Consider the following 15,415-nt stretch of genomic DNA (forward strand, 5'->3'; position numbering starts at 1 on the left):
TGTTCGATCTGGTTCCGGTCAAAAAATCGACTCAACGGGCCACTGCGCGCCAGCAGCCCTCGGCAATGTCGTCCAGCGCCGCATCGTCCAGCGGCGTCTCCGTCGTCCGCTTGGCCAGGCGCGCCGCCACCGCGAAGGTCAGGTCCTGGACGATGTCCGACGGCAGGGCCTTGAACGGGCTGCTGCCGTCGCTCAGGCTCAGCCGTTGCGCCAGGCAGGCGAAGTTCGGGTCCTCGGCCGCCAGCGCCGCCAGTTCGACGGGCCGGTGATAGGGAGAGTTCTCGTACTGGTCGAGGAACTGGGCCTCCTGCCGATGCGTGCGGTAGAACGCATAGGCGTTCAGCCAGGTGCGCTTGAACGTCTCCTTCGGCGAAAGACCCTCGAAATCGCCCTGCACCAGGGCCCGCCCCTTCACCGCCTTGACCTCGCTGTAGAGGTCGCGGATCAGCTCGTCCTTGCTGGTGAAGTAGTGGTAGATCACCCCCGGACTGGCGCCCGACCGCTTGGCCACCAGGGACATCGGCGTGTCGTGGAAGCCACGCTCCGCCACCAACTCCAGGGTTGCCTTCAGGATCGCGCCGCGTTTGCTGTCGCCATCCATGAATTGTACTCGATCGAACGTTCGTTCTAGTTAGCCGGCAAGCCGCTTCGCTGTCAAGAACGACGGCGGGCCGTCAGCCCTTGCCGCAGTCGAGGATGCCGTTCAGTGCGGCGCCGGAACCGGCGAGGGTGAAGGGCTCGGCCACGGCCGGGTCGGCCAGATCGACGCGCAGCGTCTTGCCGTGGCGCAGCGCCTCGACCAGCGCCTTCATCTGGTCGGCGGTGTAGGCCTTGCCCGGGCGCCAGTCGAAGCTGGTCGACGCCTCCTCGACCGTGGCCGTCATCGGCACCGGCATCGGCTTGTCGTTGACGCGGAAGGTGACGGTCGCCTTCGGCCCGGCCACCGCAAGCTTGCGCGGCACCGAGAACAGCACATAGGGGCCGGTGGGGGCCGCCGATCCCGCCACGCCCACCATCTCGGCGCAGTAGACGCCGAGATGGGCGCCGCCGGCATTGGTCAGGCCGGCGTAAAAGGTGCCGAGATGGTAGTTGGTGCCCCAGCCCTCGGCCTCCTGTGCGCCGGCGGCAGCCGTGGCGGCAAGCAGGACAGGCAGGGCGAGGACGGCGGCGCGGACCAAGGCGGGGCTCCGAAACGAAGAAGGGCACGCCCAGCGTGCCCTTCGTGACGATCACATGTCGAGTAGGATGCGCTGGGGATCCTCCAGGCACTCCTTGGCCCGGACCAGGAAGGTCACGGCCTCGCGCCCGTCGATGATGCGGTGGTCGTAGGACAGGGCCAGGTACATCATCGGCCGGATCTCGACCTTGCCGGCCACCGCCATCGGCCGCTCCTGGATCTTGTGCATGCCCAGGATGGCGGATTGCGGCGGGTTCAGGATCGGCGTCGACATCAGCGAGCCGTAGACCCCGCCATTGGAGATGGTGAAGGTGCCGCCGGTCATGTCGGCGATCGACAGCTTGCCGTCGCGCGCCTTGCGGCCGAGGTCGCCGATGGTCTTCTCGACCTCGGCGAAGGACAGGGCGTCGGCGTCGCGTACGATCGGCACCACCAGCCCGTTCGGCGTGCCGACCGCGACCCCGATGTCGTAGTAGTTCTTGTAGACCAGGTCGTCGCCGTCGATCTCGGCGTTGACCGCCGGCAGCTCCTTCAGCGCGACGATGCAGGCCTTCAGGAAGAAGGACATGAAGCCCAGCTTCACGCCGTGCTTCTTCTCGAAGCTGTCTTTGTACTGGTTGCGCAGCGCCATCAGCGCCGTCATGTCGACCTCGTTGAAGGTCGTCAGCATGGCGGCGTTGTTCTGGGCCTGCTTCAGCCGCGAGGCGATGGTCTTGCGCAGCTTGGACATGCGCACCCGCTCTTCCCGGTCCTTCTGCGGCCGCGGGCCGCTGTCGGGACGGGTGAAGGCGGGGATCTCGATGGTGGCGCCGGTGGCCGGTGTGGCCGCCGGCTTGGCGCCGCCGGCGGCGGCGTTCTGCGCGTCCTCCTTCAGGATGCGCCCGCCCTTGCCGCTGCCGGCGATGGCGGCGGCGTCGAGGCCGGTCTCGGCGATGATCTTGGCCGCCGACGGCATCACGATCGGGGCGTCGCCACCATTCACCTTGGCAGCCGGGGCGACCGCGGCAGGCTTGGCCGCAGGGGCCGGGGCAGCAGCCTCGGCCTTCGCCGCCGGCTTGGCGGCCGGGGCGCCGGCACCTTCGCCGATGCTGCCCAGCAGGGCGCCGACCTCGACATTGGCGCCTTCCTCGGCCGTCACCGATTCCAGCACGCCGGCCGCGGTGGCGTTGACCTCGAGCGTCACCTTGTCGGTCTCGAGCTCGACCAGGGGTTCATCCATGGCGACCGCCTCGCCCGGCTTCTTCAGCCAGCGGGCGACGGTGGCCTCGGTCACCGATTCGCCCAGCGCGGGCACCTTGATCTCGACGCTCATAGAGTCTCCATTCCTTCGACCGGGGCGGTGGCAGTCCGGGGGTCAGCCGACCGACAGGGCCTCGTCGACCAGCTTGGCCTGTTCCTGGTTGTGGCGGCGCAGCAGGCCGGTGGCCGGGGCCGCGGCCTCCGGCCGGCCGGCGTAGCGCGGGCGGGCGCCGGCGCGGCCGATGTCGCCCAGCACGGCTTCGATCTTGCGGTCGACGAAGTACCAGGCGCCCTGGTTCTCGGGCTCCTCCTGGCACCACACCACCTCGGCCTTCGGATACTTCGCCAGCTCCGCGCCCAGCGTCTTGCGCGGGAATGGGAACAGCTGCTCCAGGCGGATGATGGCGACGTCCTTCAGCCCGCGCTCGTCGCGCTCCTTCTTCAGGTCGTAATAGACCTTGCCGGAGCAGATCACGACGCGCTTGACCTCGCCGCCGGCCACCAGCTCCGCCGTCTCCGGCAGCACGCGGTGGAAGGCCGAGCCGACGCCGAAATCGGCCAGGGTCGAGACGCATTCCTTGTGGCGCAGCAGCGACTTCGGCGTGAACACCACCAGCGGCTTGCGGAAGTCGCGGTGGATCTGGCGGCGCAGCGCGTGGAAGTAGTTGGCCGGGGTGGTCAGGTTGACCACCTGCCAGTTGTCCTCGGCCGATTGCTGCAGGTAGCGCTCGATCCGGGCCGAGGAATGCTCCGGCCCCTGGCCCTCATAGCCATGCGGCAGCAGCATCACCAGGCCGGACATGCGCAGCCACTTCTGCTCGCCGGAGGAGATGAACTGGTCGATGATGGTCTGGGCACCGTTGGCGAAGTCGCCGAACTGCGCCTCCCACAGGGTCAAGGCCCGCGGCTCGGCCAGGGAATAGCCGTACTCGAAGCCCAGCACCGCGAATTCCGACAGCGGGCTGTCATGCACCTCGAAGGTCGCCTGACCCTCGCGGACATGGTTCAGCGGGACGTAGCGCTCCTCGGTCTCCTGGTCGACCAGCACCGAATGGCGCTGGCTGAAGGTGCCGCGGCCGGAATCCTGGCCGGACAGCCGCACCGGGATGCCCTCGGCCACCAGCGTGCCGAAGGCCAGGGCCTCGGCCGTCGCCCAGTCGATGTCGCGGCCGGTCTCGATCATCTGCGCCTTGGCCTTGAGCTGGCGCGCGACCTTGGGGTTGACCTTGACACTGTCCGGTACGCTGCTGATGGCGCGGCCGACCTCGCGCAGCAGCGCGTCGGGCGCCGCGGTGGCGCCGCGCCGCTCGTCGCCGGCGGCGATGGTGAAGCCCGACCAGGCGCCGCCCAGCCAGTCCGCCTTGTTCGGCTTGTACGAGGTGGCGGCCTGGAACGCGTCCTCCAGATGCTTCTGGAAGTCGCGGACGATGCCCTCGGCCTCCTCGGCCTTCAGCAGGCCTTCCTCGACCAGCTGCTTGGCGTACAGCTCGCGCACCGAGGCGTGCTGGGCGATGGTCTTGTACATCAGCGGCTGGGTGAAGGCCGGCTCGTCGCCCTCGTTGTGGCCGAAGCGGCGGTAGCAGAACATGTCCACCACCACGTCATGGCCGAATTCCTGGCGGAACTCGATGGCGATGCGCGAGGCGTGGACCACCGCCTCCGGATCGTCGCCGTTGACGTGGAAGATCGGCGCCTGGACCGTCCGCGCCACATCGGTGCAGTAGGGGCCCGAGCGGGAATAGACCGGCGCGGTGGTGAAGCCGATCTGGTTGTTGATGACGAAATGGACGGTGCCGCCGACGCGGTAGCCCTTGAGGTCGGACATCATCAGCGTCTCGGCCACCACGCCCTGGCCGGCGAAGGCGGCGTCGCCGTGGATCAGCAGCGGCAGCACCCGGCTGCGGTCCTCGTCGCGGCGCTGGGTCTGCTTGGCGCGGACCTTGCCCACCACCACCGGGTTGACGCATTCGAGATGCGACGGGTTGGCGGTCAGCGAGAGGTGGATGACCTTGTCGTCGAACTCGCGGTCGGACGAGGTGCCCAGATGGTATTTGACGTCGGCCGACCCCTGCACGTCCTCGGGGTTGGCCGGGTTGCCCTGGAACTCCGAGAAGATCGCGGTGAACGGCTTGCCGATGACGTTGGTCAGGGTGTTCAGCCGGCCGCGATGGGCCATGCCGAACACGACGTCCTCGAGGCCCAGCTGGCCGCCGCGCTTCAGCACCTGCTCCAGTGCCGGGATCATCGCCTCGCCGCCGTCCAGGCCGAAGCGCTTGGTGCCGGTGTACTTGACGTTGAGGAAGCGCTCGAAGGTCTCGGCCGCGGTCAGGCGCTCATAGATGGCGCGCTTGCCCTGTGGGGTGAATTCGGTGCGGTTCTCGATCGTCTCGATGCGTTCCTGGATCCAGGCGCGGACCGCCGGGTCCTGGATGTGCATGTATTCGACGCCGATATGGCCGCAATAGGTGGCGCGCAGCCGGGTCACGATCTGGCCCAGCGTCGGGGTGTCGAGGCCGAGCTGGCCGGCGACATAGATCGGCCGCTCCAAATCGGTTTCGGTGAAGCCGTAGGTCGCGGGATCGAGGTCGGGGTGCGACTTGTGCTCGGTCAGGCCCAGCGGGTCGAGATCGGCCAGCAGGTGGCCGCGGACCCGGTAGGCGCGGATCAGCTGCATCGCCCGCAGCGTGTCATGCGCGGCGCGCCGGACCGCATCGGCATCGGCCCCGACCGGTGCGGCCGTCGCCGGGGCCTTGCCCGACTTCTGGCCCTTGGCCGGCGCCTCGGTCGGCGCCTCCAGCCCGAAGGCCTCGCCCAGGCCGTTCAGCCTGACCGCCGGGATCGCGCCGTTGCGCGGCCCCCAGGAGGGTCCGGCCTCGGTCTCCGGCACGGCCTCGTCGAGGCCGTCGAAGAACGCACGCCAGCTGTCGTCGACCGAGGCCGGATCGGCCCTGTACCGGTCATGCAGCTCGGCGATGAATTCTGCGTTCGGGGCGAAAAGGAAGGAACTTTGTTCCGACGGGCTACCCATCATTCTCAACGGCCGGTGTCCGGCCGTTTCCCTGGCGGTCGGCTGTCGCGTTGACGCCGCGACCGGGCGGTCCCTTGCGGGACGGGTCCAAGTGGCGCGCAACCTACGCCGAAAGTGTTGGCGATGAAAGATATGTCGGGCGCGGAACGAGCAATTTCCGGCGTCATTACGACAGATCACCCACGCAAAGAACGCAAACGCGACATGGTGTCGGGAACAGAAAGGTCGAATCTGTCCGGATCGGCGGTGCGGATGTCGGATTCGATCGCACAGACATCAGGCGCCTAGCCACTCTCCGGCGGCGCGGCGATCCCGTCCGGCCAAGAAAAAGCCCCCGACCGGCGTGCACCGGTCGGGGGCTGGTGTCGTGCGGTGACGGGCCGATCAGCCCTTCATCGCCGCGAGCATGGTGCGACCGAGATCGGCGGGGGATTCGGCGACGGCGATGCCGGCGGCCTTCAGCGCCTCAATCTTGTGGTCGGCGGTGTCGTGGCCGCCGGAGATCACCGCCCCGGCATGGCCCATGCGSCGGCCCGGCGGCGCGGTGCGCCCGGCGATGAAGCCCACGACGGGCTTCTTGGTGCCGCTGGCCTTCAGGAACTCGGCGCCCATCACCTCGGCGTCGCCGCCGATCTCGCCGATCATGATGATGCCCTCGGTCTCCGGRTCGCCCAGGAACAGCTCCAGCGCGTCCACGAAGCTGGTGCCGTTCACCGGGTCGCCGCCGATGCCGATGCAGGTGGTCTGGCCCAGGCCCGCCGCCGTGGTCTGCGCCACCGCCTCATAGGTCAGCGTGCCCGACCGGCTGACGATGCCGATCTTGCCGCGACGGTGGATGTGCCCCGGCATGATCCCGATCTTGCACTCGCCCGGCGTGATCACCCCCGGGCAGTTCGGCCCGATCAGCCGCGTGCCCGACCCGGCCAGCGCCCGCTTCACCTTGACCATGTCCAGGACCGGAATGCCCTCGGTGATGCACACCACCAGCGGGATCTCGGCGTCGATCGCCTCCAGGATCGCATCCGCCGCGAAGGGCGGCGGCACGTAGATTACGCTGGCGTTGGCCCCGGTCTGGTCCACCGCCTGGGCCACGGTGTCGAACACCGGCAGGTCCAGGTGCCTGGTGCCGCCCTTGCCCGGCGTCACGCCGCCGACCATGCGGGTGCCGTAGGCGATCGCCTGCTCGGAATGGAACGTCCCCTGGGCCCCGGTGAAGCCCTGGCACAGCACCTTGGTGGTCTTGTCGACGAGCACGGCCATTATGCGGCCTCCTTCACGGCACGGACGATCTTGGTCGCGGCRTCGCCGAGGTCGTCGGCCGACAGGATCGGCAGGCCGCTCTCGGCCAGGATCTGCTTGCCGCGCTCGACATTGGTGCCTTCGAGACGCACCACCAGCGGCACGTGCAGCGCCACCTCGCGCGCGGCTTCYACCACGCCCTCGGCGATCACGTCGCAGCGCATGATGCCGCCGAAGATGTTGACCAGGATGCCTTCGACATTCGGGTCCGACAGGATCAGCTTGAACGCCGTGGTCACCCGCTCACGCGTGGCGCCGCCGCCGACATCCAGGAAGTTGGCCGGCTCGCCGCCTTCCAGCTTGATGATGTCCATGGTCGCCATCGCCAGCCCGGCGCCGTTGACCATGCAGCCGATGTTGCCGTCCAGCTTGACGTAGTTCAGCGAYGCCTTCTCCGCCGCCGTCTCGGTCGGGTCCTGCTCGCTCTCGTCGCGCAGCTCCTCGATCTCCTGGTGCCGGAACAGCGCGTTGTCGTCGAAGCCCATCTTGGCGTCGAGCGCGATGATCTGGCCCGCGCCCGTCACCACCAGCGGGTTGATCTCCAAGAGCGCGGCGTCGAGCTCGGTGAACGCCTTGTACAGCCCCTTCAGGAAGCTGACCGCGGCCCCGACCTGCTTGCCCTCGAGCCCCAGCCCGAAGGCCACCTTGCGGGCGTGGAAGTCCGACAGCCCCGTCGCCGGGTCGATGGCGATGGTCAGGATCTTCTCCGGYGTGGCTTCCGCCACCTCCTCGATCGCCATGCCGCCCTCGGTCGACGCGATCGCCGTCACCCGGCCGCTCTTGCGGTCGACCAGCAGCGACAGATACAGCTCACGGGCGATGTCGCAGCCTTCCTCGACATAGACCCGGCCGACCTCCTTGCCCGCCGGCCCGGTCTGCACCGTCACCAGCGTCCGGCCCAGCATCGCCTCGGCCTCGGCCTTCACCGCCTCGACCGACTTCACCACCCGGACGCCGCCCTTGCCCGCCGGATCCTCCTTGAAGTGGCCCTTGCCGCGGCCGCCCGCATGGATCTGGGACTTCACGACGTAAACACCGCCGCCGAGACCCTCCGCCACGCGAACCGCCTCCTCCGGCGTGTACGCCACCCCGCCGCGCGGCACCGGGACACCGTACCGTCCCAACAGCGCCTTCGCCTGATATTCGTGGATGTTCATGGACCGTCCGTCCTGGGTGAGAGCGCGGCGCCTGAGGCCGCCCGCGAAACGGGCGGCACAATAGCACCTGAATCGCAGCGGGCAACCGAGTCGCCGCAATGCAGCAAAACCGCGGGCGACGGGCTCGCTGATCCCGGCCATCGTCCCGCCGCGGTGATACAATGCTCCGCGGTGGTCCCCTGGGGCGAGGATGTCGGCGATGTACAGGTTGTACTGGAACAAGGACACCGGCGCCTTCGCGCCCGACGTGGTGCTGCGCCTGGCCGGCGTGCCCTGCGAACGGATCCGGATCGACCATCTCCAGGGCGAGCACCGCCGGCCCGACTATCTCCGGCTGAACCCGATGGGCGAGGTGCCGACCCTGGTGCTGCCCGACGGCACGGTGCTGACCGAATCGGCGGCGATGCTGCTGCATCTGGTCGACGCCCACCCGCAGGCCGGGCTGGCGCCGCCGCCCGGCAGCGCCGACCGCGCCCGGTTCGACCGCTGGCTGCTGTTCATGGCGGTGAACCTGTACGGCGCCGCCCTGCGGCAGTTCCACCCCGAGCGCTACACCACCGACCCCGCCGGGGCGCCGGGGGTCAAGGAGGCGGCGGACCGCGCCGTGGACCGCTGCTGGGCGCTGATCGCCGACGCGCTCGACCCCGGGCCGCTGCTGCTGGGCGACCAGATGACGGCGGCCGACCTGTACCTGCTGATGCTGCTGACCTGGTACGACTTCCGCGAGGAGATGCCGCCGCTGGGCATCGCCTGGGAGCGGATGCTGGCGAACCCTGTCGTGGCCGAGGCCTGGGTCCAGTATTTCGACTGAGACGCGGGCGGTGAGGACGCGGTTATGCAGTCCCTGCCGGAGCAATCCAACGTTTTGTCTGGCAATTGAGCAAGCGTTCATAAGATAGGACAAGAGAAGGGCAAACTCGATCAATCTGACGTCAAGTTTGCTCAAAGATGGATAAAATGAATTCAACTTTGGTCTATTGACCTTTGTCTCTGCACTGTTTGACAGTGTCGGCAAGTGGGGGCTGGCCTGGACCTAAGGCCATTCGATGCGATCCGGGCGGCCAAAAGCCCCACCGCAACGAAATGAAGGGGGACCATTGTGAAAGTGCGTCATCTGGCGGCCGCCTTGCTGGCGTCCGCCATCGCCATTCCTGCGTCTTCTGCCCTGGCCGCCACGGCCACCAACGTCTCCGCCCAGGGCAATCCGCTCGGCGACCTGATCACCGGTCTGATGAGCCTGGACCTGCAGCGGGCGGTCACCGTCCCGGGCATCCGCCAGCACCTCAACGCCCTGCAGCGGATCGCCGACGCCAATGACGGCACCCGCGCCGCGGGCACGCCGGGCAACGTCGCCACGGTCAACTACCTCAAGCAGCGGCTGCAGCGCGCCGGCTACCGGGTGACGGTGCAGAACTTCGACATCCCGTTCTACGAGGAGCTCGGCCCGGGCAGCTTCGCCGAGACGGCGCCGACCCCGAAGACCTATGTCGACCTGACCGACTTCACCACGATGCCGTTCTCGGGGTCGGGCGACGTCACCGGGCGGCTGGTGCCGACCAACGACATCGAAATCCCGCCGGCCCCGGCGCCGAATTCGAGCAGCGGCTGCGAGGCCGCGGATTTCCCGGCCGCGGTGTCCGGCCAGATCGCGCTGGTCCAGCGCGGCACCTGCGACTTCAGCACCAAGGCGGCCAACGCCAAGGCGGCCGGGGCCAGGGCCGTGGTCATCTTCAACGAAGGCCAGCCCGGCCGGACCGACCTGTTCCCCACCGCCGCCATGGATGTGCCGATCGACATTCCGGTGCTGAAGGCCACCTTCCAGGTCGGCGCCGACCTCTATGCCCAGACCCAGGCCGGCCCGGTCACCGTGCATGTCACCACCAACACGCTGTCCGAGAACCGTCCAACCTCGAACGTCATCGCCGAGACGTATTTCGGCCGGCCCGACTCGGTCGTGGTGGTCGGCGCCCACAATGACTCGGTGCCCGCGGGCCCGGGCATCAACGACGACGGCAGCGGCACCGCGACCAACCTCGAGGTCGCCGAGCAGCTGGGCCGCCGCCAGCTGCTGCTGCGCAACAAGGTGCGGTTCGCCTTCTTCGGCGCGGAGGAGCTCGGGCTGCTCGGCGCGTTCCACTATGTCGAGACGCTGAGCGACGCCGAGCGGGCGAAGGTCAAGGTGATGCTGGACTTCGACATGCTGGCGTCGCCCAACTACGTGCGCTTCGTCTATGACGGCAACGGGTCGACCTTCCCGGACGCGGCGGGCCCGAACGGCTCCGGCGTGGTCGAGAACGTGTTCCTGGCGTTCTTCGCCCAGCGCAACCTGGCGACCAGCCCGACCGCCTTCGACGGGCGGTCCGACTACGTCGCCTTCACCGATGCCGGCATCCCGGCCGGCGGCATCTTCACCGGCGCCGAGGGGATCAAGACCGAGGCCGAGGCGCGGATCTACGGCGGCACCGCCGGCCAACCCTACGACGCCTGCTATCACCAGGCCTGCGACACCATCGCCAACATCAACAACACCGTGCTCGACCAGTTCTCGGATTCGGTGGCGAATTCGGTCGTCGTCTTCGCCCAGCGCAGCCAGCCGGTCGTCGACACCGCCGGCCTGGTGGCCTCGGCCGCCAAGCGTGCCGCGACCCGCGCCGCGACGCGCGGTGCGCTCTACAAGGGCCCGCTGCTCATCCGCTGACGGTTGCAACCTGACCATCGAGGGGGCCGGACGCTCGCGTCCGGCCCTTTTCTTTGTCTCAGGCCTCGCCAAGGGAAAATCACGTATTGTCCGGAAATTGAAAGGGATGATTCCAGAGTTCTAAGATTATGAAAGACTAAATCGAGATAAGATAAAATTTTCTCAAATATTTCTCAAAGAAAACCGTAACAAAACATTTGACGTCTCTTGCGACGGTGCCGGACAGTGCAGTCAAGTGGGGGCTGGCCAGACGGGGCCATTCGATGCGACTCGGGCGGCACAAGCCCCTCCGCAACGAATTGAAGGGGGATCCATCGTGAAAATCCGCTGTCTGGCGGTCGCCCTGCTGGCGACCGCCATCGCGATTCCTGCGTCTTCGGCCCATGCCGCCACGGCCTCCGCCCAGAGCAGCAATCCGATCGGCGACCTGATCACCGGGCTGATGAGCGCCGATCTGCAGCGCGCGGTCACGGTCGCCGGCATCCGCCAGCACCTGACCGCGCTGCAGGCGATCGCCACCGCCAATGGCGGCAACCGCGCCGCCGGCCTGCCGGGCTACAAGGCCTCGGTCGACTATGTGAAGCAGCGGCTGCAGCGCGCCGGCTACCAGGTCACCGTCCAGCCCTTCCCGTTCGACTTCTTCCAGGAGACCGGGACGCCGGAGTTCGGGCGGGTGTCGCCGGCGCCGCGGACCTACACGCCCCACACCGACTTCGCGACCACGCTCTACTCCGCCTCGACCGAGCTCACCGGCCGGGTGGTCCCGACCCGCAACATCGTCCTGCCGCCGACGCCGGAGCCGAGCTCGGCCAGCGGCTGCGAGGCCGCCGACTATCCGCCGGAGACGGCGGGGGCCATCGCGCTGATCCAGCGCGGCACCTGCCCCTTCGCCCAGAAGGCGGAGATGGCGGAGGCGGCCGGCGCCATCGGCGTCATCATCATGAATGAGGGTCAACCCGGCCGCACCGAGGTGGTCGAGGGCGTCGGCCTCGGCGCGCCGCGGCCGTATCCGGGGGTGTTCACCACCTTCGAGGTCGGCAACGAGCTGTACACCCAGGCCCAGTCCGGCCCGGTCACCGTCCGCATCAAGGTCCAGGCGGTCAACGAGCGGCGGACGAACTGGAACGTGATCGCCGACACCTGGTTCGGCAACCCGAACAAGATCGTCACGGTCGGGGCGCATCTCGATTCGGTGCAGGTCGGCCCTGGTATCAACGACAATGGCAGCGGCACCGCGACCAATCTCGAGGTCGCCGAGCAGGTGGGCCGCCGCCAGCTGCTGCTGCGCAACAAGGTGCGCTTCGCCTTCTGGGGCGGCGAGGAGCTGGGGCTGCTCGGCTCGACCCACTACGTCGGATCGCTCAGCGACGCCGAGAAGGCGAAGATCCTGCTGAACCTGAACTTCGACATGCTGGCGTCGCCCAACTACGTCCGCTTCGTCTATGACGGCAACGGCTCCGACACCCCGGATGCGGGGCCGAACGGCTCGGGCCTGATCGAGAACGTGTTCCTGGCCCATTTCGCCCGGAAGAACTTGGCCACCGCCCCCACCGCCTTCGACGGCCGGTCCGACTACGGCCCCTTCATCGAGAACGGCATCCCGGCCGGCGGCCTGTTCAGCGGCGCCGAGAACGTCAAGACCGCGGCCGAGGCGCGGATCTATGGCGGCACCGCCGGCCAGCCCTACGATGCCTGCTACCACCAGCCCTGCGACGGCATCGCCAACGTCAGCAACACCGCGCTGGACCAGTTCTCGGACGCGGTGGCGAATTCGGTGATCACCTTCGCGATGCGACGCGACCCGGTGGTCGACACCGCAGGGTTCGCGGCGTCGGCCGCCAAGCGCGCCGCCTCGGCCCAGCGCGGCCCGCTGTACAAGGGTCCGATGCTGCAGCGCTGATCGCAGCCGGTCGAATCTCGAGGGGCCGGGTGGCGACGCCCGGCCCTTTTTTCATGCCCGCGATCCGGCTTGTGCCGACATTCTTCCCATGCCGGCTTGCCGAAACATTCGGTCGCTGGTATCAAGACTCTCCCGTCCCGTGCGGCGGGTTGATCGGCGTCCACGAAACGACAAAGGGGGAGTTGCAGTGACACCAACACGCTTCGCCAGCTCCCCGGACCTCCGTCACTAGGTAGGTCCCGCCCCGCGCTCCCGGCAGGTTTGGCCCCGGGGGCCGCCGGATCCACGCCGAGGACGCCCGACGACTTCCGAAACCGGCGTCCCGTCCCGAAACCCCTCCAGATCGCCGTCGATGCCGGTTCGCGCCGTTGTCGATTCGCCAGAACGATTCAGCCGGGAGGATGCCGCTTTGGCGGTGTCGGAACGACCGTGGCCGTAGACCAGAACACCCAGAATCCCCTCGCGCGCGTGCTGCGCTTCACCTTTGCCCATTGGCGCCGCCATCCGCTGGCGGTGACGATCGCCATCGGCGCCGTGGTCTCTTCGACCGCGATCGACGTGGTGCTGCCGATCTTCGCCGGCCGCATGGTCGACGCCATCGCGGCGGGCGGCGGCGGCTTCGACGCGGCGCTGACGGCGCTGCTGACCATCGTCGGGCTCGGCATCGTCTATGTCGCGCTGCGCGACACCGTGTTCCGCGCCATCATCCGGCTGACCACCCGGATCATGCAGGCGATGACGCAGGAAGCGTTCTGGCGGGTCCAGCGCTTTTCGACCGATTGGCACGCCAACAGCTTCGCCGGCGCCACGGTGCGCAAGATCAACCGCGGCACCTGGGCGATGGACCTGCTCAACGACGTCATCCTGGTCGAGCTGCTGCCCTCGGTGCTGGTTCTGCTCGGCGCCACCGCGCTGCTGGCGGCGCGCTGGCCGATCATGGGGGTGGCGGTGGCGTTCGGCGTCGCCCTGTTCCTGCTGCTCAGCCTGATCCTGGTGCTGCGCTACGTCGCCCCGGCGGCGCGGCTGGCCAATGAGATGGATTCGAAGCTGGGCGGCAACCTGGCCGATTCGATCGGCTGCAACGCTGTGGTGAAGACCTTCGGCGCCGAGCGGCGCGAGGACGCCTTCATCGCTCGCACGGTCGAGATCTGGCGCAGCCGCACCATCCGCACCTGGCACCGCGGCACCAATTCCGGCACCACCCAGAACCTGCTGATGGTGGCGCTGAACGGCATGGTGCTGGGCATCGCCCTGTGGCTGTGGAGCCGCGGCCAGGCGACGCCGGGCGACATCACCTATGTGCTGGGCACCTACGCCCTGATCCACGGCTATCTCCGCGGCGTCGGCATGCACGTCCGCAACCTGCAGCGTGCGGTCAACGACATGGAGGAGCTGGTCGACTTCATGGACCAGCCGCTCGGGGTCGAGGACCGCCCGGGCGCGCCGGAGATCGCCGTCGCAGCCGGGCGCATCGACCTCGACGCCGTGACCTTCCGCTACCAGGGGCAGCGGGACCCGATCTATGACGACTTCTCGCTGGCCATTGCCCCGGGCGAGAAGATCGGCCTGGTCGGCCATTCCGGCAGCGGCAAGAGCACCTTCGTCAAGCTGGTGCAGCGGCTGTACGACATCGATGGCGGCGCCATCCGGATCGACGGCCAGGACATCGCCGCGGTGACGCAGGAGAGCCTGCGCCGCCAGATCGCGCTGGTGCCGCAGGAGCCGATCCTGTTCCACCGCTCGCTGGCGGAGAACATCGCCTATGGCCGGCCCGAGGCGACGCTGGAGCAGATCATCGATGCGGCGAAGCAGGCCTATGCCCACGACTTCATCGAGCGCCTGCCGCAGGGCTACCAGACGCCGGTCGGCGAGCGCGGGGTGAAGCTGTCGGGCGGCGAGCGGCAGCGCGTGGCCCTGGCCCGCGCCATCCTGGCCGACGCGCCGGTCCTGATCCTGGACGAGGCGACGTCCAGCCTGGACAGCGTGTCGGAATCGCTGATCCAGGCGGCGGTGGAGAAGCTGATCGTCGGGCGCACCACGATCATCGTCGCCCACCGGCTGTCGACGGTGCAGAAGGTCGACCGCATCCTGGTGTTCGACCGCGGCCGCATCGTCGAGCAGGGCACCCATGCCGAGCTGGTGAAGCGTGAGGGCGGCCACTACCGCGCCTTGTTCGAGCACCAGGCGATGGGCCTGATCGACGGCCAGGAGGCGGCATAGGGGAGGATCGGAACCTTCTTCTCCCGCCCCTGTCACATCCGCGAGCACCATCTCGTCTTATGATCGAGGCCGCCGTTTCCATGGGGAGCGGCGGCTCCGATCCGAAACGGGAGCCGTTCCGAAATGTCCAAGCGTCTCAACTATGCCGCCGCCGCGCCGGGTGCCCTGCAGGCCCAGCTGGGCGTGCACGCCTATCTCGAAAGCTCCAACCTGCCGAAGACCCTGCAGGAGCTGATCTTCCTGCGGGTGTCGCAGATCAACGGCTGCGCCTACTGCCTCGACATGCACTCCAAGGCGTTGCGCGAGGACGGCGAGGGCCAGCAGCGGCTGGACTGCGTCGCCGGCTGGCGCGAAGCGCATGGCCTGTTCAGCGCCCGCGAGCAGGCGGCGCTGGCCTGGGCCGAGGCGCTGACCCGCATCGCCGACACCCGGCAGGTGCCGGACGCGATCTATGAGGCGGTGAAGGCGGAGTTCAGCGACCGCGACCTGGTCGACCTGACCCTCGCGGTGTGCTCGATCAACAGCTGGAACCGGATCGCGGTCGGCTTCGCCGCGGCGCCGAAGCCGGACGCGGCCAGCGCCCAGGCCGCCGCGGCCTGACGTCCGGCCCATGACCTGACCGTGGGCGGCCTCGGCCGCCCACGGTTTTTCACTACATGACATCCGGCTTGCGCTGGATGATTTTGCACTGCAGCAT

General features: G+C 68.4%; 11 protein-coding genes. 5 read left to right on the forward strand and 6 right to left on the reverse strand.

Features of this window, described 5'->3' with window-relative positions; translation table 11 throughout:
• Positions 1 to 31: 31 nt before the first annotated feature.
• The 6 genes from AB4112_RS11130 to sucC all read right to left on the reverse strand — a co-directional run bounded on the left by AB4112_RS11130 (position 32) and on the right by sucC (position 7,900).
• Positions 32 to 601 carry a TetR/AcrR family transcriptional regulator gene (locus tag AB4112_RS11130; RefSeq protein WP_309798076.1) on the reverse strand — a complete coding sequence of 190 codons (570 nt, stop codon included), beginning with the start codon at positions 599 to 601 and terminating at the stop codon, positions 32 to 34.
• A gap of 73 nt (positions 602 to 674) precedes the next feature.
• Entirely contained in the window at positions 675 to 1,178 is a 504-nt protein-coding gene (locus AB4112_RS11135) for a hypothetical protein (protein ID WP_309798074.1), read from the reverse strand.
• Between the two features lie 51 nt (positions 1,179 to 1,229).
• Positions 1,230 to 2,489, reverse strand: coding sequence for a 2-oxoglutarate dehydrogenase complex dihydrolipoyllysine-residue succinyltransferase (gene odhB / locus AB4112_RS11140; protein WP_441719512.1), 1,260 nt, complete (start codon positions 2,487 to 2,489; stop codon positions 1,230 to 1,232).
• Positions 2,490 to 2,531: 42 nt separating this feature from the next.
• On the reverse strand, positions 2,532 to 5,444 hold the full coding sequence (locus tag AB4112_RS11145; RefSeq protein ID WP_441719791.1) for a 2-oxoglutarate dehydrogenase E1 component: 2,913 nt from the start codon (positions 5,442 to 5,444) through the stop codon (positions 2,532 to 2,534).
• A 384-nt stretch (positions 5,445 to 5,828) separates the two neighbouring features.
• Complete coding sequence (gene sucD, locus AB4112_RS11150; protein ID WP_441719515.1) at positions 5,829 to 6,704, reverse strand: succinate--CoA ligase subunit alpha; 876 nt, start codon at positions 6,702 to 6,704, stop codon at positions 5,829 to 5,831.
• On the reverse strand, positions 6,704 to 7,900 hold the full coding sequence (sucC, locus tag AB4112_RS11155) for an ADP-forming succinate--CoA ligase subunit beta (protein WP_441719518.1): 1,197 nt from the start codon (positions 7,898 to 7,900) through the stop codon (positions 6,704 to 6,706). Before sucC ends, sucD begins: the two co-directional genes overlap by 1 nt.
• A gap of 199 nt (positions 7,901 to 8,099) precedes the next feature.
• Between sucC and AB4112_RS11160 the strand changes: the two genes are divergently transcribed.
• The 5 genes from AB4112_RS11160 (at position 8,100) to AB4112_RS11180 (ending at position 15,318) form a co-directional block, all read left to right on the forward strand.
• Positions 8,100 to 8,711, forward strand: a complete 612-nt coding sequence (locus AB4112_RS11160) for a glutathione S-transferase family protein (RefSeq protein WP_441719520.1) — start codon at positions 8,100 to 8,102, stop codon at positions 8,709 to 8,711.
• Positions 8,712 to 8,999: 288 nt separating this feature from the next.
• Positions 9,000 to 10,598: a M20/M25/M40 family metallo-hydrolase gene (locus AB4112_RS11165; protein WP_441719523.1), complete on the forward strand. Its 1,599-nt coding sequence runs from the start codon at positions 9,000 to 9,002 to the stop codon at positions 10,596 to 10,598.
• A gap of 316 nt (positions 10,599 to 10,914) precedes the next feature.
• Positions 10,915 to 12,498 carry a M28 family metallopeptidase gene (locus AB4112_RS11170; RefSeq protein ID WP_441719526.1) on the forward strand — a complete coding sequence of 528 codons (1,584 nt, stop codon included), beginning with the start codon at positions 10,915 to 10,917 and terminating at the stop codon, positions 12,496 to 12,498.
• A gap of 429 nt (positions 12,499 to 12,927) precedes the next feature.
• Complete coding sequence (locus tag AB4112_RS11175; RefSeq protein WP_441719529.1) at positions 12,928 to 14,718, forward strand: ABC transporter ATP-binding protein; 1,791 nt, start codon at positions 12,928 to 12,930, stop codon at positions 14,716 to 14,718.
• 123 nt (positions 14,719 to 14,841) lie between these two features.
• Positions 14,842 to 15,318: a carboxymuconolactone decarboxylase family protein gene (locus AB4112_RS11180; protein WP_309798059.1), complete on the forward strand. Its 477-nt coding sequence runs from the start codon at positions 14,842 to 14,844 to the stop codon at positions 15,316 to 15,318.
• The last annotated feature ends 97 nt before the right edge of the window (positions 15,319 to 15,415 follow it).

This window comes from Inquilinus sp. 2KB_23, assembly GCF_052115705.1.
Classification (GTDB): Bacteria; Pseudomonadota; Alphaproteobacteria; order DSM-16000; family Inquilinaceae; genus Inquilinus; species Inquilinus ginsengisoli_A.

Coding starts and splice junctions, on each gene's coding strand:
- AB4112_RS11160 (WP_441719520.1), top strand. CDS start 8,100: ATGTACAGGTTGTACTGGAACAAGGACACCGGCGCCTTCGCGCCCGAC.
- AB4112_RS11180 (WP_309798059.1), top strand. CDS start 14,842: ATGTCCAAGCGTCTCAACTATGCCGCCGCCGCGCCGGGTGCCCTGCAG.
- AB4112_RS11145 (WP_441719791.1), bottom strand. CDS start 5,444: ATGGGTAGCCCGTCGGAACAAAGTTCCTTCCTTTTCGCCCCGAACGCA.
- AB4112_RS11130 (WP_309798076.1), bottom strand. CDS start 601: ATGGATGGCGACAGCAAACGCGGCGCGATCCTGAAGGCAACCCTGGAG.
- odhB (WP_441719512.1), bottom strand. CDS start 2,489: ATGAGCGTCGAGATCAAGGTGCCCGCGCTGGGCGAATCGGTGACCGAG.